The following is a 17,416-nucleotide window of genomic DNA, read 5'->3' as shown; positions in this document are numbered from 1 at the left end:
TTGGCGACAATCGCCCCTTTTGAATCGCGGAGAGCGGCATGGCGGAAGGCGGGACAGTGCAGCAGACCACGGAGGCGGGGCCGGCGTTCGCGTTCGACAAGCTCAAGCGCGTGCCGTCCTACCGCATGCTGGCCGAGGCCGTCACGCTGCAGATCCTGGACGGCCGGCTGCGCGCGGGCGATCCGCTGCCGACCGAGGCCCAGCTCTGCGAGACCTTCGGCGTCAACCGCTCCACTGTGCGCGAGGCCGTGCGCGTGCTGGAGGAAGCCAGCCTGCTGCGGCGCGAGACCAGCCGGCGCTTCGTCATCAGCCACCCGTCCAACGCCGACCTGGGCGTGCAGTTCGAACGCATGGTGCAGCTGCAGGAGATCAGCTTCCAGGAGCTCTGGGAGACCGTGCGCGCCGTGGGCCCGGCCATGACGCGCCTGGCCGCCGAGCGTGCGACCGATGCGCAGCTCGACGCGCTGGAGGCCCACCTGGCGCTGTTGCAGCAGGCGGTCGATGCGCGTTCGTCGCTGGTCGAGGCCAACATCGTGTTCGACGACATGGTGGCCCGCATGAGCGGCAACCGAGCGCTGCTGCTGGCCCACGAGACCATGTGGCGCCAGATGTACCCGCGTTACCAGGCCGCGGTGTTCGACCACGTGCCGGCCGCCAGCAAGCGCATGCTGGAATCGCGCCGTGCCCTGCTGGCCGCGCTGCGCCGGCGCGACGCGGACGAGGCCGAGCAGTGCACGATCCGGCATATCGTGGACTTCAAGCGCGGCTACGAGCTGGCGCGCAAGCAGGTGGCGGGGCCTGAGATTGCGGCCCGGCCGAAGGTGGTGCGCAAGAAGGGCTGAGGGCGGGTTGCTTCGCGCGTGCGTTGCGGCGTGGAAGGCAGGCGGCGCAGACACGCGTGCTCCCGGCGCACCTCGCGGAAACCGGCAGCGGCTGGCGGGGCACACGCCCTTGAACACCGGCGGTGCCGTGCGACGTATCTCCTCGTCGCGAATGGCACCTCCGCCCGCATGTCAGCACCACCTGGCCGCGTCGCGCCGGTTTGGGCCGCACGGCGCGTGCGCCTGGTCATGGCGCCCGGTGTCGGGCGGTGGTTGTGGGCCGGCGGGCGGAGGTTAAAGCTTAAACGTCTTCCGAAAAAAGCACCCGCACCGCCTTCTTGTCCAGCTTGCCGATGGTCGTCACCGGCAACTGCGCCACGAAGCGGATCTGCTTGGGCGCACACACCGCGCCCTTGTGTTCGCGCACCAGCGCAATCAGCTCCTCTGCCGTGGCCGACTGGCCCTGCCGCAGCACCACCATGGCCCGCACCTGTTCGCCCCATTTGGGGTCGGGCACGCCGACCACGGCGGCCGACGACACGGCGGGGTGCAGTGCCAGCACGTCCTCCACCTCGCGCGGGTAGACGTTGAAGCCGCCGCTGATCACCATGTCCTTGGAGCGGTCGACGATGTAGAGGTAGCCGTCCGCATCCTGGCGCGCCAGGTCGCCCGTGTAGAGCCAGCCGTGGCGCAGCGCCTTGGCGGTTTCCTCGGGCTTGTTCAGGTAGCCGGCCATGACCAGCGGCGAGCGCAGGCAGATCTCGCCGACCTCGCCTTGCGGTACCTCGCGGCCTTGTTCGTCCAGCAGCCGCAGCTGGTTGCCGATCACGGGCAGGCCGCACGAGGCCAGGCGTTCGGGATGGTGCTCCGGGTCGTGGTCGCGCTGGCGCAGCACCGTGATCATCATCGGCGCCTCGGACTGGCCGTAGAGCTGCATGAACACCGGGCCGAGCCGGCGCATGCCCTCGATGAGCCGGCTCGGCAGCATGGGCGCCGCGCCATAGGCCACCAGCTGCAGGCTCGACATGTCCGCACCGGCCAGCCGCGCATGGTCCAGCAGCACGTAGAGCATCGTGGGCACGAGGAAGGTGGTGGTGATGCGGTGGCGCTCCACCAGGTCGATGAACTTGTCGGCGCTGAAGCCGTGCGTCAGCACCACGGTGCCGCCGCGCAGCAGCGTGGGCAGGATGAAGGTGCCGGCCGCGTGCGTGATCGGCGTCAGCGCCAGGTAGCGCGTCTCCTGCGGCCAGTCCCAGTCGGCCAGCTGCATCAGCGTCATCGCCACCTGCACGCGGTGGGTGTGGATGACGCCCTTCGGCACGCCCGTGGTGCCGCCGGTGTAGACCAGCACGGCCACGTCGTCGGCGCTGGCGCGCGGCAGCAGCGGGGCGGGTGTGGCGTCGCGGCAGAGGGTGTCGATGTCGGTGCCGGCATCGGTGGGCGCCAGCCACCACACGCGCTGGATGCCGGTGCGCGCGGCCAGCCGCTCGCCGCGCTCGCGGAACAGGTCGGGGTCGATGAACAGCGTGCCCACGCCGGCATCGGTCAGCAGGTAGGCCTGGTCGTTCTCCGACGCGGTGGGATTGATCCAGCCCACGCGCAGGCCCATCAGGTAGCCCGCGCACGAGACCAGGAAGGCCTCGGGCCGGTTGCCCGACAGCGAGGCGATGGTGTCGCCCTTCTTCAGCCCCTGCGCGTCGAGCGCAGAGATCAGCCGCGCCAGCTGCGCGCCGAATGCGCGGTAGCTGGTATGGCGCTCGCCGTGGATGAAGGCCGTGCGGTCGCCGCCGCGCTGCAGGGCGGTGACGATGAGGTCGCCAAGCGAGCCGAGCTGGGTGAGTTCGGGGGCCATCATGGATGTCACTCTCACTTCCCCATCACCTCGCCGAAGCGCACCCAGCGCGTGCCGTCGAACCTGGCCAGCTGCATGGATTCGATCATCGCGAAATCCGTGGCGCTGGTGTTCACCGTGATGCCGGGCAGCAGCAGCGGCGTGGTGGCGCCCTGCAGGCTGGCGGCCTGGCGCATGAGGTTTTCGCGCGTGAGGTTGTCGCCGGCCTGCCGGATGATCTGCGCCATGATGGCCGCGGACGACACGGCAATGCCGTTCATGAGGTCGTTCGGGTCGCCCTCGGGGTAGTACTTCTTCATGAAGTCCAGGTACCACTTCATGCCGGCGTCGTCGGCCCACTGCTGGTCTGCCGTGTCCTTGAGCCACAGCACGGTGACCAGGCCGGTGGAGGCGTCGATCCCCGCGGGCTTGAGCACCGCGCCCACCGAGGAGGAGATCGACACCAGGTAGTGCGCCGCCGGCTTCCAGCCCAGCTCGTGCACCTTGCGCACGGCCAGCGCGGCGGCCTTGGGCGAGGCCATGTTCACGAACACGTTGGCGCCCGACGACTTGAGCGCCACCACCTGCGAATCCACGGTCGGGTCGCTGACCTCGTAGGAGGCATCGGCCACCACCACCTGCTTGAGCCTGTCGCCCAGCCCCTCCTTGAAGCCGTTGTAGTAGTCCTTGCCGAAGTCGTCGTTCTGGTAGAGCACGGCCACCTTGGCGTTGGGCTGGGTCTTCAGGATGTGCTCGGCGTAGATGCGGCCCTCGGCGTGGTAGGTGGGCACCCATGCCATGGTCCAGGGAAAGTTCTTCGGGTCGTTCCACTTGGTGCCGCCGCTGGAGGCCAGCAGGTGCGGCACCTTGCGGCCGTTCAGGTACTTGTGGATGGCGGTGTTGGTGGGCGTGCCGATGGTGCCGTAGATGGCCAGCACCTCGTCCTGCTCGACCAGGCGGCGCGTCATCTCCAGCGTCTTGGGCGGGCTGTAGGCATCGTCGAGCGAGACCAGGTTGATCTTGCGGCCGTTGATGCCGCCCTGGTCGTTGAGCATCTTGAAGTAGGCCAGCTGCGCCTTGCCCAGCGTGGCGTAGGAGGACAGCGGGCCGCTGTACGGGATCGACTGGCCGAGCTTGACCTCGGTGTCGCTCGCGCCCGGGCCGTAGGCTTTCTGCGCCAGCACGGGCAGGGTGGCCAGCAGCACCGAGGCGGCGGCCAGGATCTTCTTCAGGTGTCTCGTCATTGCCTTGTCTCCATCGATCGCGGGTTGGCGCCAGTTTGTGCTTGAATGACAGATTGTCAGACAAGCAGACTGTATAGTTTGTGGCAAGGCAACGTCAACCCAGGAGACCCGGCATGAAGGCATTGCGCTACCACGGCACCCGAGACATCCGCCACGAACAAATGGACGACCCGCAGCTGCAGTCCGGGCGCGACGCCATCGTCAAGATGCGCAGCTGCGCCATCTGCGGCAGCGATCTGCACATCTACCACGGCCATGGCTTTTCCACCGACACGGGGTTCTGCGTCGGCCATGAGGCTGTGGGCGAGGTGGTGGAAGTGGGCCGCGCCGTCACGCGGCTCAAGGTGGGCGACAAGGTGATGATCCCGGCCTCGGTGGGGTGCGGCGCCTGCCGCTCCTGCCTGGCCGGCAACGTCAACTGCTGCGAGAGCGGCCAGGGTTCGTGCTACGGCATCTCGCCCGCGCTGCAGGGCCTGCAGGCCGAGGCCTTCCGCATCCCGGCGGCCGACGCCAACGCCGTGAAGATCCCCGACGGCCTCTCCGAAGAGCAGGCGCTGATGCTGACCGACGGCATGGCCACGGCCTGGTTCGGCGTGCGGCAGGCCGACGTGCGGCCCGGCGCCAGCGTGGCCGTGATCGGGCTGGGGCCCATCGGCCTGATGGCCGTGGACAGCGCCTTCGTCATGGGCGCGCACCAGGTCTATGCCATCGACCCCGTGCCCGAACGCCGCGCGCTGGCGGCGCAGGCCGGCGCCACCGCGCTGCACCCGGACGAAGCGCTGGAGACCATCCGCGCGCAGACCCAGGGCCGCAAGATCGACTGCGTGGTCGAGGTCGTGGGGCTGGACGCCACGCTGGACATGGCCTGGCGGCTGGTCGGCCGGCGCGGCACGGTGTCGGCCATCGGCGTGCACCAGACGCGCCGCTACGCGCTGCCACTGGAGCGGTTGTTTGCCAACGGCGTGACGTTCCGCACCGGCACCTGCTCGGTCTCGGAAGAACTGCCCGCGCTGTTCCCGCTGGTGGCATCGGGCCGGCTGCGGCCCGAGCGCCTGATCAGCCACCGCATGCCCCTGTCGCAGGGCGCGCAGGCCTATGCGCTGTTCGATGCGCGCGAGGCCGGCGCGCTCAAGATGGTGCTCACGCCGGACTGACATGGCCGGCCGGCGTCAGTCGCCGATCGGCTCGCCCAGCAGCGTCCACTTCGTGCCGTCGAAGCGCTGCATCTGCAGCTTCTTGTAGGGGTTGTAGTCGGTGGGCGAGAACGAGAGCTTCACGCCAGGCGCGAGCATGGGCGCGGCATAGTCCAGCGTGCTGAGGGTCTTGAGCAGGCCTTCGCGCGTGAGATCCTTGCCGGTCTCGCGCAGCGCATGCTCCAGCGTGTTGGCCGCGATGTAGGCGAACACGTTGCTCATGTTGGCCAGGTCGCCCTTGGGGTAGTACTTCTTCATCCAGGCCAGCCACTCTTGGTAGTCCTTGTCGTCGGCCCAGCGCGTGTCGGTCGGGTCCTTGATGGCGGTGGCGGTGATGATGCCGGTGGCCTTGTCCAGCCCCGCGTTGGTGAAGGTCGGCGACACGTTGGCCGAGATGTAGCTCATGTAGATGGTGGGCTTCCAGTTCAGGTCGGCGATCTTGCGGATCGCCTGGCTCGACTGCTTGGACAGCGAGCCCAGCAGCAGCACGTCCACGCCGGCCGACTTGAGCGCCACGATCTGCGAATCCACGGTCGGGTCGCTGACCTCGTAGCCCTGCTCGCTGACGACCATCTTCGACGCCTTGTCGCCCAGGCCGGCCTTGATGCCGCGCAGGTAGTCGCGGCCGAAGTCGTCGTTCTGGTAGAGCACGCCGACCTTGGCGCCGGGTTGGTTGGCCAGGATGTGCTTGGCGTAGATGCGCGACTCGCCGTAGTAGGTCGGCAGGTAGGGCACGGTCCAGGGTAGGTCCTTGGGGTTCTGGAACAGGTGCGAGCCCGAGTTCACGAAGAACTGCGGCACCTTCTTGGCATTGAGGTACTTCGTCACCGACGACGAGGCCGCCGTGCCCTGCGGCGCGAAGATCATGAACACGCCCTCCTGCTCCACGAGCTTGCGCGTCTGCTCGACCGTCTTGGCCGGCGTGAACGCGTCGTCCATGGGCAGCCAGGTGATCTTGCGGCCGTGGATGCCGCCGGCCTCGTTGAGCCGCGTGAAGTAGGCCTCGGTGGAAGCCGCGACCACGCCGTAGGCCGAGGCCGGGCCGCTCAGCGGCTGGGTCGAGCCGATCTTGATCTCGGTGGCGGTGACGCCGGGCGTCTGGGCCGCTGCGGGGGCGGCCCAGGCCCCCAACATGGCGAGGCCCAGGCTGAGGGCGGAAGTGCGCAAGCGCATGTGTCGTCTCCTTCGTTGGAATGGTGCGCCATGGTCGGGAAGCCCATGGCGGCACGCATCGTCCGAAGCGACGAATCACATGGGTGTGGCGCTCAGGCGAAGGTGATCCAGCCCGCGTGGTCCGGGTGGTCCAGGTGCGGCAGCGTGTTGTAGGTCAACAGCACGTGGCGGCTCTGGGTGTAGACGAACTCCGTCACCGCGCTGTTGCGGATGCGCATGTTCAGGTCGATGGTGGTCTCGGGCGCCGTGCCCAGCACCTGGCCCACGGCGGTGGAGATCGGCCCGCCGCTGGAGACCAGCAGCACGTTGCCGGTGTGGCGCGTGCGCACATGGTCCAGCACGGCGGCGATGCCGTCGCGGAACGCCACATAGGTGGGCATGCCCTCGGGCTGCACGCGGCCGGCCATCCAGGCCGCCAGGCCCTGACGCAGCACGCGGAAGTGGTGCTTGTAGAGCTCGGGCGTGCTGGGCTTTTGCAGCGCCTCGGGATGCACGGTGGCGATCACGGCTGCGCTGTCGTACTCGTTGAGGCCGGGCCAGGCCGAGGGCTCGGGCAGCGGCGGCGTGCCGGCCGCTTCCATGCCCGCCTTGATGCCCGCGAAGGTCTGCGCGTGGCGGCGCAGCGTGCCGGTCAGCGTGGCCTCGAACACGATGCCCTTGAACGCGAAGTACTCGCCCAGGCGCACGCTCTGGCGCTGGCCTTGCTCGCTGAGCTGGTCGTAATCGTCGGCGCCGAACGAGGCCTGGCCGTGGCGCACGAGGTAGAGGGTTCCCATGGCGCGGGACTGTACGGCAGGCGATCGGCGGCGCTGTCACGGCAGCGACGTGGTCAGCACTCGGGTGTTACCATGGTGTCACTCTTGGAGGTGTGCCCATGTCGACGACGTCGTTGAAACTGCCCGAGGATGTCAAGCAGCTCGCTGCGGCTGCGGCGCAGCAGCAAGGCGTGACGCCGCATGCCTTCATGGTCGAGGCGATCCGCGCAGCGGGCATCGCCGCCGAGCGGCGTGCCGCCTTTGTGGCAGACGCGCAGGCTGCGCGCGCCGAGGCCCTGGAGTCTGGCAAGGCCTTCGATGCCGACGAGGTGCACGCCTACCTGCGTGCGCGTGCGCAAGGGCAGGCGGTGCCGCGGCCCAAGGCGCGGACGTGGCGCGGCTGAGCTATGCGCGGCGTGCGCTGTCGGACCTGGAGCGTCTGACCGACTTCCTGCGTGCGTCCGACCCGGCGGCCGCGGAGCTGACGGCAGGCCTCATCGCCGAGGCTGTGCAGATCCTCCAGAACCATCCCTTGATCGGGCGCCCCGCGGAAGATGGGTTGCGCGAACTGGTCATCTCGCGGGGCCGCTCGGGCTACCTGGCGCTGTACAGCTTCGAAGAGGCGGCAGACACCGTGCTGGTCCTGGCCGTACGGCACCAGCGCGAGGCTGGCTACCAGCCCTGATTCACCTGCGCTCGATCAGCGCCACCCGCAGCGCCAGGAACGCCAGCACCGAGCCCATCACATAGCGCTGCGCACGCATCCAGCCCGCGCTGCGCGACAGCAGCCCGGTGATGCTCGCGGCACCGAAGATGACCAGCGTGTTGACGGCCGCGCTGGCTGCGATCTGCACCGTGCCGAGCTGCAGCGCCTGCAGCAGCACGCTGCCGTGCTCGGGGTGCAGGAACTGCGGGAAGAAGGACAGCGTGAACAGTGCGACCTTGGGGTTCAGCAGGTTGGTCAGAAAGCCCATGCGCAGCAGCGTGCCCGTGGAATGCACGGGCAGCGCACGCGCCTGGAACGGGCCGCTGCCGCCGGGCTTGAGCGCCTGCCAGGCCAGCCAGGCGAGGTAGGCCGCGCCCAGCGCCTTGATCGCGCCGAACGCGAAGGGCACGGCCAGCAGCAGGGCCGTGAGACCGAAGGCCGCCGCCAGGATGTGCACCACGAAGGCTGCCAGCACGCCGGCCAGCGACACCAGGCCCGCGCCGCGGCCCTGGCTCAGCGTGCGCGAGACGCAATAGAGCATGTTGGGCCCGGGCGTCAGCGCCATGGCCAGCGTGGCGAGGGCGAACCAGCCCAGGTCGTGCAGGGGGACCATTCAATGCGCCTTGGAAAGCACTTCGGAGAAAACGGGCGCATCCACGTTGCCACCGCTCATGACGGTGCCCACGGCCAGTCCGCGCAGGGCGGCGCGCTCCTGCAGCGCGGCCGCGTAGCCGGCCGCGCCGGCGCCCTCGGCCACGTTGTGCGTGTCGACGAACAGCGCGTGCATCGCGGCCGCCACTTCGGCGTCCGTCACCTGCACCACGTGGTCCAGGCCTTCCGAGAGGATGGCGAGTGCGGCTGCGTCCGCCACGCGGCACGCCATGCCGTCGGCCAGCTGCGTCGTGACGGGCGCCTCGACCACGCGGCCGGCGGCCAGCGAGTCGGCGTAGGTGGTGGCGTGCGCGCTGACCACGCCCACGATGCGCACTGCATGGCCCAGCGCGCGCTTGGCCGCGATGGCCGCGCAGGCGCCCGAGCCCTGGCCGATGGGCACGTAGGCCACGTCCAGCTGCGGCACCGCGCGCAGGAACTCCCACCAGTAGGTGGACACGCCCAGCAGCAGCGCGGGATGGAAGCTCGGCACCATGTGGGCGCCGCGCTCGGCGGCCAGGCCGATGGCGAACTCGCGGCTTTCCTGGAAGTCGTGGCCGTGTTCGAGCAGCGTGACGCCCAGCGCGCGCATGGCGGCGTTCTTCTCGACCGAATTGCCGTGCGGCACGACGATGGTGCAGCGCACGCCGTGCGCGCGCGCCGCCCAGCCGATGCTCTGCCCATGGTTGCCGCGCGTGGCGCTGACGACCTCGGCGGGCAGCGGGCCGGCCGCGGCCAGCGCGGCGAAGTAGGTCAGGCCACCGCGGATCTTGAACGCGCCGACCGGCGTGTGGTTCTCGTGCTTGATCCAGCAGTCCGTGCCCAGGCGCTGGCTGGCCATCGCCCAGCGGTGCTGCGGCGTGGCCGGGAATGCGCGGTGGACCAGTGCGGCGGCGCGCTCGATCTCGGCCAGCGCGGGCAGGGCGCCGCTCATAGCAGCACGCTGCCCTCGATGCAGACCACCGAATGCCCGCCCACCCAGACCTGGCCTGCCCCGTCGCGCGCGATGTGCACCATGCCGTCGCGGCCCAGGCAGGCGCCCTGCGTGGCCACGTAGGGTGCGGCGATGTGCTCGTCGGCGATCAGCCATTGCGCCAGGCTGGCGTTCAGGCTGCCCGTCACCGGGTCTTCCAGGATGCCGCTGGCCGCCGCGAACGCGCGCACCACCAGCGACGGCGTCTCGGGCGTCGCGCGGGCCGACGCGCCGAACGCACGCGCCTCGCGGTTGCCGCGCGCGATCAGCGGCGTGGCGGCCGCGCCGTCCAGCGCGGCCACGCCGATCTTGTGGCCCAGCGCCTTCAGCACCACGTGGTCGGGCTGCAGGCGCAGCACCGTGGTGGGGTCGTCCAGCAGCAGCGTGAACCACACCGGGCCGTTGTCCAGCACCTGGCTGCTGACGATCTGCGCGGCCTTCAGGCCCAGGGCCGAGGCCACCTGCGCCAGCTCGGTCGGGCGCGGCGCGCTGCGCTTGAGCGCCGGTGCCGCGAACGCCAGGCGCTCGCCCTCGCGCCGGATGCGCACCAGGCCCGCGCCGCATTGCTGCACGACGGTGTCGCCGCCCTGCGGCCGGCCGCCCGCAGCCAGCCAGGCGTGGCAGCTGCCCAGCGTGGGGTGGCCTGCGAACGGCAGCTCGCCGCCGGGCGTGAAGATGCGCAGCCGGTAGTCGGCGCCGGCCTCGGTGGCGGGCAGCACGAAGGTGGTCTCCGACAGGTTGGTCCACTGCGCGAAGCGCTGCATCTGCGCGTCGGTGAGGCCGACGCCGTCGAGCACCACGGCCAGCGGGTTGCCGTAGTAGGGCTGGTCGGTGAAGACGTCGAGCTGGCGGAAGGGGCGGTTCTTCATGTCAGGGTCCCAAGGCGCTGCGCGCCGTCGTCAGAGCGCGGCGGTCTCATGACAGGCTGAGGTCGAGCACGCCGACGGCGCCGGGCCGGTCGCACACGGACTGGTACCAGCGGTCCAGGTGCGTGCGCGGCGTGCGCACGAAGGGCAGGCCGTACCAGCGGTGGATCTCGCAGGCCACGGGGATGTCGGCCATCGTGAACTCCTCGCCGGCCAGGTACGGGCGCCTGGCCAGTTCGGCGTCCAGCAGGTCGAGCAGCGGCTCGGTCTCGGCCACCGACTGCGCGATGGCCGCGTCGTCGCGCTGCTCGGCCGGCGTGCGCACGAGTTGCACGAAGGCGGTGCGGCCGGCCGGGTTCAACGTGGTCTGCTGCCAGTCCATCCACATCTCGGCCGTGAAGCGCGCGGCCAAGGGCTCGGGGTAGAGCGTGCCGGCGGCGTGGCGCGCGCACAGGTAGCGCACGATCACGTTGGATTCCCACAGCGTGGCGTCGCCATCCTCGAGCAAGGGCACCATGCCGTTGGGGTTCTTGCCGCGGTAGTCGGCCTCGGTCACGAGACCGAAGTGGCCGCCTGCGTCGGTGCGCTGCGCCGACAGGCCCAGCTCCTGCACGGCGAAGACCACCTTGCGCACGTTGATGGAGCTCATGCGGCCCCAGATGTGCAGCGTCATAGCTGAACCGCAGGCGCTGCCTGTCCGCTGCGCTGTGCATCGATCGCCTCGCGGATGGTCTGCGCCAGCGCGGCGATGCCGATGTCGATCTGGCTGGTGCTGGCCGTCACGAACGACAGGCGCATGGTGTTGCTCTCGGGTGCGTCGGCATAGAAGGCCGCGCCGGGCACGAAGGCCACGTTGCGCTCAACGGCGCGCGGCAGCAGCGGCACGGTGTCCAGGCCGGCCGGCAGGCGCAGCCACAGGAACATGCCGCCGACCGGGCGGGTCCAGGTCACGCCCTCGGGCATCTCGCGCTCCAGCGCGGCCAGCATGTGGTCGCGCTGGCCCTTGTACAGCGCGCGGATGGTCGGCACATGGCGCTGCAGGAAGCCGTCCTGCATGACCTGCGCCACCATGCGCTGGTTGAAGCTGGGGCTGTGCAGGTCGGCCGCCTGCTTGGCCTGCAGCAGCTTGGGGTACAGCGCCGGCGGCGCCACCATGAAGCCCAGGCGCAGGCCCGGCGCCAGCACCTTGGAGAACGAGCCGAGGTAGACGCAGCCCTCGGGATTGCGCGCCGTCAACGGCGCCGGCGGCGCCTGCTCGAACCACAGGTCGCCATAGGGGTTGTCTTCCAGCAGCGGCACGCCGGCTTCGGCAGCGGCGGCCACCACGGCGGCGCGGCGGGCCTCGCTCATGGTGCGGCCGGTGGGATTCTGGAAGTTGGGCAGCAGGTAGGCGAAGCGGGCACGCTCGAGGCCCTGGCCGGCCTTGGCCGCGAGATCGTCGGCGCGCACGCCCTCGTCGTCGCTGGCCACCGAGACGGCCACCGGCTCCATGGGCGTGAAGGCCTGCAGCGCGCCCAGGTAGGTGGGCGTCTCCACCAGCATGCGGCTGCCCTTGTCGAGCAGGATCTTGGCGATCAGGTCCAGCCCCTGCTGCGAGCCCGTGGTGATCAGCACCTGCGAGGGCGCGACCTTCCAGGGCAGACCGGCGGCCACCATCTCGCGCAGCGGGCCGTAGCCTTCGCTGGCGGCGTATTGCAGTGCGCCGGCGCCGTCTTCGGTCAGCACCTTCTCGCAGGCGGCGCGGAACTCGGCGACCGGGAAGGTCTTGGGCGAGGGCAGGCCCCCGGCGAAGCTGATGATGCCGGGCTTCTCGGTGACCTTGAGGATCTCGCGGATCACCGAGGGGTTCATCTTTTCGGCGCGTGCGGCCAGTGTCCAGGACATCATGTGCTCCTTGAGGCGGTCTTGGTTGTGGGTTCGGAAGAGGCGGAATGCGGTATGGCGAGATTCTTGCCCAGGACGACCGTGGCGACCACGGCGGCGGCGAATCCCAGGGTCACCGTGTCCAGTGTCTCGCCCAGCAGCGGGACCGCTGCCAGGATGGACAGGAAGGGTTGCAGCAGCTGCGTCTGGCTCACGCGCAGCGCGCCGCCCAGGGCCAGGCCGCGGTACCAGGCGAAAAAGCCGATCCACATCGAGAACACGCCCACGTAGACGAAACCGGCCCAGGCGCTGGGTGCCACGGGCGTGGCGGGCCACAGCCACAGCATGGACGGCAGCGTGAGCGGCAGCGCCAGCACGCAGACCCAGCAGATCACGCGCTCGGCACCGAGCTCGGGCGTGACCTTGGCGCCGTACACATAGCCCAGCGAGGCCGCGACCACGGCGCCGACCAGCAGCAGGTCGGCCCACTCGAAGCCCCAACCAGCCCCGGACGCGCCGCCGTGCTGCTGCGCGCGCAGCACCGAGAACAGCACCACCAGCACGCTGCCGGCCGCCGCGCAGAGCCAGAAGCCCAGCGCAGCGCGCTGGCGCATCACCGCCGCCGCGACGGCCGCCGTGGCCAGCGGCAGCAGCGCCGTGATGACGGCCGCGTGGCTGGCCGTGACCACGCGCAGCGCATAGGCCAGCAGCAGCGGGTAGCCGATGACGTTGCCGAGCACGGCCATGGCCAGCGGCCACAGGTGCCGGCGCGCCGGCAGCGGCGAGCGCGTGGCGAGCAGGAACAGCACCGACAGACCGCCGGCCAGCGCGGCCCGCCCCAGCGTGACGAACCAGGGCGACAGTTGCGGCGCGGCGGCCGTGCCCGTGGCCAGCCGCGTCATGGGCAGCGTGACCGCGAACAGCGCCACGCCGACCACGCCCAGCCACAGGCCCAGGTTTTCGTCGCGCGTTGTCATGTCTTGGCCTGCAACATCCACACGGCCGTCAGCACCAGCACCGCCGCCATCGCCCGGTTGAACCACAGCAGCCGCTGGCCCTGCGCCAGCCACTGCCGCAGCAGCGCGCCCATCAGCGCGTAGGTCAGGTTGCTGAAGAAGGCGAAGCACAGCATCAGCGGCAGCACCTGGGCCAGGCGCAGCAGCAGGTCGTCGCGGCCCGCGATCCAACCGGCGACGATGGCCAGGGCCAGCATCCAGGCCTTGATGTTCACGAACTGCAGTGCGATGCCCTGCACGAAGCCGACGTCGAGCCGGCGCGCATCGGCCTCGCCCATCTTGGCGCTGCGCGCCAGCTTGAAGGCCAACCACAGCAGGTAGGCCACGCCGAGCAGCTTGATGGCCAGCGCCAGCGCCGGCTGGGCGAGCACCAGGGCACCCAGGCCGGCCGTGCACAGCAGCAGCACCAGGCCCCAGCCGGCCGGCACCGCGCAGATGAAGGGCATGGCATGGCGCAGGCCGTGGTTGGCCGCCAGTGCCGACGCCAGCGTGGTGTTCGGCCCCGGCGAGAAACTCATCGCCGTGGCCAGCAGCAGCAGGGCACTCAGTTCGCTTGCGTTCATGGGGATACAGACTCTATAGTCGCGACCAACACACTACCAATACAGTTTATGCCGTCTGTAGCGCTACTGTATTGCCCGCCAAACCGATACATCTCCTGACAGGACACGCCCATGCTCATGCGCGCCGCCTCGCAATCGCTGACCGAGCAGCTGGCTGCGCACTTCGCCGAGCGCATCGGCGACCGGCTGCTGGCCGCCGGCACGCGGTTGCCCTCCGTGCGCCAGTGTGCCGAACAGCATGGCGTGAGCCCGGCCACGGTGGTGGCCGCCTACGACCGGCTGCTGGCCCAGGGGCTGGTGGAGGCGCGGCGCAACCGAGGTTTCTTCGTGCGCGAGCAACGTGCGGCGGCACCGGCCAGCGCGGTGGCGAGCCCGTCGCTGGCGGCCTCCCCGGCATGGCGCCGCCAGGTCGACGCGGCCGCCCTCATGCGCGGCATGTTCCAGGACGGCAGCCAGCTGCCGCAGCCCGGCATCGGCGTCTTCCCGGTCGATTGGCTGGCTGGCGACATCGTGGCCACCGCCGTGCGCCGTGTCACGGCCGGGCAGGGTCTCAAGGCCTTGTCGCTGCAGTACGGCGACCCGGCCGGCGACCCCGGCCTGCGGCTTGCGCTGTCGCACAAGCTGGCCGGCATCAACGTGCCGGCCGCGCCCGAGCAGATCGTCACCACTGTGGGCGCCACACACGCGCTGGACATCGTGAGCCGCACGCTGCTGCGCGCCGGCGACCACGTGATGGTGGAAGAGCCCGGCTGGGCCATCGAGTTCGCGCGGCTGCAGGCGCTGGGCGCGGTGATCCTGCCGGTGCCGCGCCGTGCCGATGGGCCCGACCTGGAGGTCATGGCGCGCTACTGCGAAACGCATGCGCCCAAGCTGTTCGTGAGCGTGAGCGTGCTGCACAACCCCACGGGCTATTGCCTGGCACCAGGCAGCGCGCACCGCGTGTTGACGCTGGCCAATGCGCACGGCTTCCACATCGTCGAGGACGACACCTACAGCCACCTGGCGCCCGACCACGCCACGCGGCTCAGCGCGCTGGACGGACTGCAGCGAACGATCTATGTGAGCGGCTTCGCCAAGATCCTCGCGCCGGGCTGGCGCGTGGGCTATCTGGCCGCGCCGACCGACCTGGTCGAACGCCTGCGCGACACCAAGCTGCTGGCCACGCTGACCACGCCGGCGCTGCTGGAGCAGGCCCTGGCCTGGTGCATCGAGCAGGGCCAGCTGCGCCGCCATGCGCAGCGCGTGCGCACACGGCTCGACCAGGCGCGCGCGCGCAGCGTCAAGCTGGCGCGCGCGGCCGGTTGCCAATTTGTGAGCGAGCCAGCCGGCCTGTTCGGCTGGGTCGACACCGGCGTGGACACCGAGGCCCTGGCCATGCGCATGATGGACGAGGGCTACCTGCTGGCCCCGGGTGCGCTGTTCCATGCCGGCCGCAAGCCCGGCACGCTGATGCGCATCAACTTCGCCACGACGCAGGCGCAAACGGTCTGGAAGGTGTTCGAGCGAGTGCGCGCTGCGATGTGACGGCTACGGCTTGGGCGCGATGCCGCGGATCTGTTCTTCCGTCAAGCCGGCCGCTTCCTTGCTGCCCTGGCGCACCATGCCGTACTGGCCGTGTTCGGCGGCCGGCGCCCCACGTTCCGCCGTCGGCTTCGCAGCCTTCGTTGCGGCACCTTGTGCTTCCGCCTTGGCGGCAGGCTCAGCGCCCCCGCGGGCCTGGTTGGCTGTCGGCTCCGTCGGTCGGTCCGTGTCCATGTCAGATCCCCGCGGCTTCGATGCGGTCGTCGGTGGTGGTGCTGCGGCTGCCCTTCAGGTGCAACTCCACATCGGATGCGCGGTCGCCCACCTCGGCCACGGCGGCCTTGATCTGGTCGGGGCTGACCGCCAGCCGTTCCGCCCAGATGCGGACGGCTTCGTCGGAGCCCGTGTCGATCTGGTCGGGGCCAGTGGCGTTCGGGGCGAGGTTGACGTCTTCGTTGTGCATGTTGGCTCCCAAGTGGTGGAGCGGCCAGCATGCGGCCGGGCAGGGCGGGCCGCGTGTAGGCCCATGGCGCGCCGTGCCGTGCGCGTGGGCCCGGCCCGGCCGTGTGGCGGCCGCTCGGCGTCCTGTCCCACGTGCCAAGGGCATCTGGGACCCGGTTGCCCGCCTGCCGACGCCTTCAAGAATGCTGCATTGCAGCAAAACAGAGGCTCGGATGACCCCGAACGATTTTCCTGGGTTCGTGTTCCAGGCCGTTGAAGATGCGTACGCGTTCTGGCTGCCGCCGGCGCCGAGGTCGCCCGTGCCGGTGCCGGTTTCGACCGCGCAGCCGGTGGGCGCGCCGCATGCCGTGGCCGCTGGGACCTTCCTGCCGTCCACCTTCACCAACGCGCTGGGCTCGCGGGACTACAAGCTCTACGTGCCCAGCGGCGTCCACGACGCGCCCATGCCGCTCGTCGTGATGCTGCACGGCTGCCGCCAGGACCCGGACGACTTCGCCGCCGGGACGCGGATGAACCAGCTGGCGCAGCGGCATGGCTTCCTGGTGGCCTACCCGGCGCAGAAGGCCCGGTCGAACGGTGCCAACTGCTGGAACTGGTTCGAGACGCAGGAGCAGACGCGCGCCGGCCAGGAGCCGTCGCTCATCGCCGGCATCGTGGGTGCCATCGGCGCGCAGCACCGCGTCGATCCGGCGCGTGTCTTCGTCGCCGGCCTGTCCGCGGGTGCGTCGATGGCGGTCATCCTGGGGCAGACGCATCCGGAGCTCTTCGCCGCCGTTGCGGCCCATTCCGGTGTGCCGCTCGGGTCGGCACACGATGTGGCGAGCGCCTTCGCCGCGATGCAGGGGCAGATGCCGCCGCCCAAGGCGCGGTCGGCCTCCAGGCGCGCGGCGCGGCCGGTGCGCACCCTGGTCCTGCACGGGGATGCCGACCGCACCGTCGAATGGGCCAACGGCCGCGCGATCACGCAGGACGCCATCGCGGCGTTCAAGCGGGCCAAGGCGCCAGTGCTGCTGAGCAGGCGTACGGGCGCCGCAGGCCGGCCTTCGCCGCAAGGAACGCGGAACTTCGTGGACGCTGGCGGGCGCGTGATGGTGCGCGAGTGCACCGTCCATGGCGGCTCGCACGCCTGGTTCGGTGGCAGCACGGAGGGCTCGTTCACCGAGCATGCCGGGCTGGACGCCAGCGCGGAGATCGTCCGCTTCTTCCTGGGGGCGGCGCTGGAGGACAGCTGAGGCGCCGCGGCCGGCCTCAAGCCTTCGGCTTGTAGGCGATGACGTCGATCTCGACCTTCGCGTCGACCATCAGCCGGGCCTCGGTCGTCGAGCGCGCCGGCTTGCCGTTCGGGAAGTACTCCAGGTAGATGCGGTTGAACGCCCCGAAGTCGCGCGCGTCGTGCAGCCAGCAGTTGCTCTTGCAGACATCGTCCAGCGTGGCGCCTGCCAGTGCCAGCGCGGCCTTCAGGTTCTCCATGACCTGGCGCGTCTGCACCTCGATGCCGCCGACGACGATCTCGCCCTGCGCATTGCCCGGCACCTGGCCCGACACATAGATGAAGTCGCCGGCCCGCACGGCGGGTGAGAACGGGCGCGCCTGGCGGTCGGATGCGGCGGGCGGGTTGCCCAGGTATTCGAGTGGCATGGAAACGGGCTCCTTGGAAAGAATGAGAAAGTTTATTTCATATAAACGATGAGAACACCGGGAAAACCCTGGTGCAAAACTTGCATTCCTCTCGCAAAGTTCGTTTGGTTGAAATTTACTTTCACAATTCCGGTGCATCC

Annotated in this window: 20 protein-coding genes; 6 read left to right on the top strand and 14 right to left on the bottom strand. The window is 70.1% G+C overall.

Annotation, left to right across the window (positions count from 1 at the left end; translation table 11 throughout):
* The first annotated feature begins 38 nt into the window (after positions 1-38).
* Positions 39-842 (top strand): FadR/GntR family transcriptional regulator, encoded by an 804-nt coding sequence (locus ASF44_RS21780; protein ID WP_082524960.1) that lies wholly within the window; start codon positions 39-41, stop codon positions 840-842.
* Between the two features lie 280 nt (positions 843-1,122).
* Here the strand turns inward: ASF44_RS21780 and ASF44_RS21775 are convergent, their stop codons facing one another.
* Positions 1,123-2,676, bottom strand: coding sequence for an AMP-binding protein (locus ASF44_RS21775; RefSeq protein WP_056901341.1), 1,554 nt, complete (start codon positions 2,674-2,676; stop codon positions 1,123-1,125).
* An 11-nt stretch (positions 2,677-2,687) separates the two neighbouring features.
* Positions 2,688-3,896, bottom strand: a complete 1,209-nt coding sequence (locus tag ASF44_RS21770; protein ID WP_056901340.1) for an ABC transporter substrate-binding protein — start codon at positions 3,894-3,896, stop codon at positions 2,688-2,690.
* Positions 3,897-4,009: 113 nt separating this feature from the next.
* Here ASF44_RS21770 and ASF44_RS21765 point away from each other — a divergent pair, with 113 nt between their 5' ends.
* Positions 4,010-5,050 carry an alcohol dehydrogenase family protein gene (locus ASF44_RS21765; protein ID WP_056901339.1) on the top strand — a complete coding sequence of 347 codons (1,041 nt, stop codon included), beginning with the start codon at positions 4,010-4,012 and terminating at the stop codon, positions 5,048-5,050.
* A gap of 15 nt (positions 5,051-5,065) precedes the next feature.
* Here the strand turns inward: ASF44_RS21765 and ASF44_RS21760 are convergent, their stop codons facing one another.
* Both ASF44_RS21760 and ASF44_RS21755 read right to left on the bottom strand, forming a co-directional pair.
* Positions 5,066-6,262 carry an ABC transporter substrate-binding protein gene (locus ASF44_RS21760; protein WP_056901338.1) on the bottom strand — a complete coding sequence of 399 codons (1,197 nt, stop codon included), beginning with the start codon at positions 6,260-6,262 and terminating at the stop codon, positions 5,066-5,068.
* Positions 6,263-6,354: 92 nt separating this feature from the next.
* Entirely contained in the window at positions 6,355-7,038 is a 684-nt protein-coding gene (locus ASF44_RS21755) for a histidine phosphatase family protein (protein ID WP_056901337.1), read from the bottom strand.
* A 98-nt stretch (positions 7,039-7,136) separates the two neighbouring features.
* Between ASF44_RS21755 and ASF44_RS32965 the strand changes: the two genes are divergently transcribed.
* Together ASF44_RS32965 and ASF44_RS32960 are read left to right on the top strand one after the other, a co-directional pair.
* Entirely contained in the window at positions 7,137-7,421 is a 285-nt protein-coding gene (locus tag ASF44_RS32965) for a hypothetical protein (protein ID WP_056901336.1), read from the top strand.
* Positions 7,409-7,702 (top strand): type II toxin-antitoxin system RelE/ParE family toxin, encoded by a 294-nt coding sequence (locus tag ASF44_RS32960; RefSeq protein ID WP_056901335.1) that lies wholly within the window; start codon positions 7,409-7,411, stop codon positions 7,700-7,702. Before ASF44_RS32965 ends, ASF44_RS32960 begins: the two co-directional genes overlap by 13 nt.
* Before the next feature lies 1 nt (position 7,703).
* Here the strand turns inward: ASF44_RS32960 and ASF44_RS21740 are convergent, their stop codons facing one another.
* Genes ASF44_RS21740 through ASF44_RS21710 form a run of 7 tightly spaced genes read right to left on the bottom strand, consistent with a single transcriptional unit; the run spans position 7,704 to position 13,655 of the window.
* Positions 7,704-8,336, bottom strand: a complete 633-nt coding sequence (locus ASF44_RS21740; RefSeq protein WP_056901334.1) for a LysE family translocator — start codon at positions 8,334-8,336, stop codon at positions 7,704-7,706.
* Positions 8,337-9,308 carry a threonine dehydratase gene (locus ASF44_RS21735; protein WP_056901333.1) on the bottom strand — a complete coding sequence of 324 codons (972 nt, stop codon included), beginning with the start codon at positions 9,306-9,308 and terminating at the stop codon, positions 8,337-8,339.
* Positions 9,305-10,216, bottom strand: a complete 912-nt coding sequence (locus tag ASF44_RS21730) for a PhzF family phenazine biosynthesis protein (RefSeq protein WP_056901332.1) — start codon at positions 10,214-10,216, stop codon at positions 9,305-9,307. The genes ASF44_RS21735 and ASF44_RS21730 overlap by 4 nt, the downstream gene beginning before the upstream one ends.
* Positions 10,217-10,262: 46 nt before the next feature.
* Entirely contained in the window at positions 10,263-10,886 is a 624-nt protein-coding gene (locus tag ASF44_RS21725; RefSeq protein WP_056901331.1) for a glutathione S-transferase, read from the bottom strand.
* Positions 10,883-12,100 carry a PLP-dependent aminotransferase family protein gene (locus ASF44_RS21720; protein ID WP_056901330.1) on the bottom strand — a complete coding sequence of 406 codons (1,218 nt, stop codon included), beginning with the start codon at positions 12,098-12,100 and terminating at the stop codon, positions 10,883-10,885. Before ASF44_RS21720 ends, ASF44_RS21725 begins: the two co-directional genes overlap by 4 nt.
* Positions 12,097-13,053, bottom strand: a complete 957-nt coding sequence (locus ASF44_RS21715) for a DMT family transporter (protein WP_056901329.1) — start codon at positions 13,051-13,053, stop codon at positions 12,097-12,099. Before ASF44_RS21715 ends, ASF44_RS21720 begins: the two co-directional genes overlap by 4 nt.
* On the bottom strand, positions 13,050-13,655 hold the full coding sequence (locus ASF44_RS21710) for a LysE family translocator (protein WP_056901328.1): 606 nt from the start codon (positions 13,653-13,655) through the stop codon (positions 13,050-13,052). Before ASF44_RS21710 ends, ASF44_RS21715 begins: the two co-directional genes overlap by 4 nt.
* A gap of 111 nt (positions 13,656-13,766) precedes the next feature.
* Between ASF44_RS21710 and ASF44_RS21705 the strand changes: the two genes are divergently transcribed.
* On the top strand, positions 13,767-15,179 hold the full coding sequence (locus ASF44_RS21705; RefSeq protein ID WP_056901327.1) for a PLP-dependent aminotransferase family protein: 1,413 nt from the start codon (positions 13,767-13,769) through the stop codon (positions 15,177-15,179).
* A gap of 3 nt (positions 15,180-15,182) precedes the next feature.
* On the opposite strand, the gene ASF44_RS21700 is transcribed toward ASF44_RS21705, so the two are convergent.
* Together ASF44_RS21700 and ASF44_RS32000 are read right to left on the bottom strand one after the other, a co-directional pair.
* Entirely contained in the window at positions 15,183-15,410 is a 228-nt protein-coding gene (locus tag ASF44_RS21700; protein WP_056901326.1) for a hypothetical protein, read from the bottom strand.
* A 1-nt stretch (position 15,411) separates the two neighbouring features.
* Positions 15,412-15,639 carry a DUF3606 domain-containing protein gene (locus ASF44_RS32000; protein ID WP_056901325.1) on the bottom strand — a complete coding sequence of 76 codons (228 nt, stop codon included), beginning with the start codon at positions 15,637-15,639 and terminating at the stop codon, positions 15,412-15,414.
* A 181-nt stretch (positions 15,640-15,820) separates the two neighbouring features.
* Here ASF44_RS32000 and ASF44_RS31245 point away from each other — a divergent pair, with 181 nt between their 5' ends.
* Complete coding sequence (locus ASF44_RS31245) at positions 15,821-16,870, top strand: PHB depolymerase family esterase (protein WP_162243857.1); 1,050 nt, start codon at positions 15,821-15,823, stop codon at positions 16,868-16,870.
* A gap of 16 nt (positions 16,871-16,886) precedes the next feature.
* Here the strand turns inward: ASF44_RS31245 and ASF44_RS21685 are convergent, their stop codons facing one another.
* Entirely contained in the window at positions 16,887-17,276 is a 390-nt protein-coding gene (locus ASF44_RS21685; protein ID WP_056901324.1) for a RidA family protein, read from the bottom strand.
* Between the last annotated feature and the right edge of the window lie 140 nt (positions 17,277-17,416).

This window comes from Pseudorhodoferax sp. Leaf274 (assembly GCF_001422445.1).
GTDB lineage: Bacteria > Pseudomonadota > Gammaproteobacteria > Burkholderiales > Burkholderiaceae_C > Pseudorhodoferax.
Note: the sequence above shows the minus strand (reverse complement) of the source record. Positions and strands in the feature narration are given on the sequence as shown.

Coding starts and splice junctions, on each gene's coding strand:
- ASF44_RS21700 (WP_056901326.1), bottom strand. CDS start 15,410: ATGGACACGGACCGACCGACGGAGCCGACAGCCAACCAGGCCCGCGGG.
- ASF44_RS21735 (WP_056901333.1), bottom strand. CDS start 9,308: ATGAGCGGCGCCCTGCCCGCGCTGGCCGAGATCGAGCGCGCCGCCGCA.
- ASF44_RS21780 (WP_082524960.1), top strand. CDS start 39: ATGGCGGAAGGCGGGACAGTGCAGCAGACCACGGAGGCGGGGCCGGCG.
- ASF44_RS21755 (WP_056901337.1), bottom strand. CDS start 7,038: ATGGGAACCCTCTACCTCGTGCGCCACGGCCAGGCCTCGTTCGGCGCC.
- ASF44_RS21720 (WP_056901330.1), bottom strand. CDS start 12,100: ATGATGTCCTGGACACTGGCCGCACGCGCCGAAAAGATGAACCCCTCG.
- ASF44_RS21770 (WP_056901340.1), bottom strand. CDS start 3,896: ATGACGAGACACCTGAAGAAGATCCTGGCCGCCGCCTCGGTGCTGCTG.
- ASF44_RS21685 (WP_056901324.1), bottom strand. CDS start 17,276: ATGCCACTCGAATACCTGGGCAACCCGCCCGCCGCATCCGACCGCCAG.
- ASF44_RS21710 (WP_056901328.1), bottom strand. CDS start 13,655: ATGAACGCAAGCGAACTGAGTGCCCTGCTGCTGCTGGCCACGGCGATG.
- ASF44_RS21725 (WP_056901331.1), bottom strand. CDS start 10,886: ATGACGCTGCACATCTGGGGCCGCATGAGCTCCATCAACGTGCGCAAG.
- ASF44_RS32965 (WP_056901336.1), top strand. CDS start 7,137: ATGTCGACGACGTCGTTGAAACTGCCCGAGGATGTCAAGCAGCTCGCT.
- ASF44_RS21715 (WP_056901329.1), bottom strand. CDS start 13,053: ATGACAACGCGCGACGAAAACCTGGGCCTGTGGCTGGGCGTGGTCGGC.
- ASF44_RS31245 (WP_162243857.1), top strand. CDS start 15,821: ATGCTGCATTGCAGCAAAACAGAGGCTCGGATGACCCCGAACGATTTT.
- ASF44_RS32000 (WP_056901325.1), bottom strand. CDS start 15,639: ATGCACAACGAAGACGTCAACCTCGCCCCGAACGCCACTGGCCCCGAC.
- ASF44_RS21775 (WP_056901341.1), bottom strand. CDS start 2,676: ATGATGGCCCCCGAACTCACCCAGCTCGGCTCGCTTGGCGACCTCATC.
- ASF44_RS21760 (WP_056901338.1), bottom strand. CDS start 6,262: ATGCGCTTGCGCACTTCCGCCCTCAGCCTGGGCCTCGCCATGTTGGGG.
- ASF44_RS21705 (WP_056901327.1), top strand. CDS start 13,767: ATGCTCATGCGCGCCGCCTCGCAATCGCTGACCGAGCAGCTGGCTGCG.
- ASF44_RS21730 (WP_056901332.1), bottom strand. CDS start 10,216: ATGAAGAACCGCCCCTTCCGCCAGCTCGACGTCTTCACCGACCAGCCC.
- ASF44_RS21740 (WP_056901334.1), bottom strand. CDS start 8,336: ATGGTCCCCCTGCACGACCTGGGCTGGTTCGCCCTCGCCACGCTGGCC.
- ASF44_RS21765 (WP_056901339.1), top strand. CDS start 4,010: ATGAAGGCATTGCGCTACCACGGCACCCGAGACATCCGCCACGAACAA.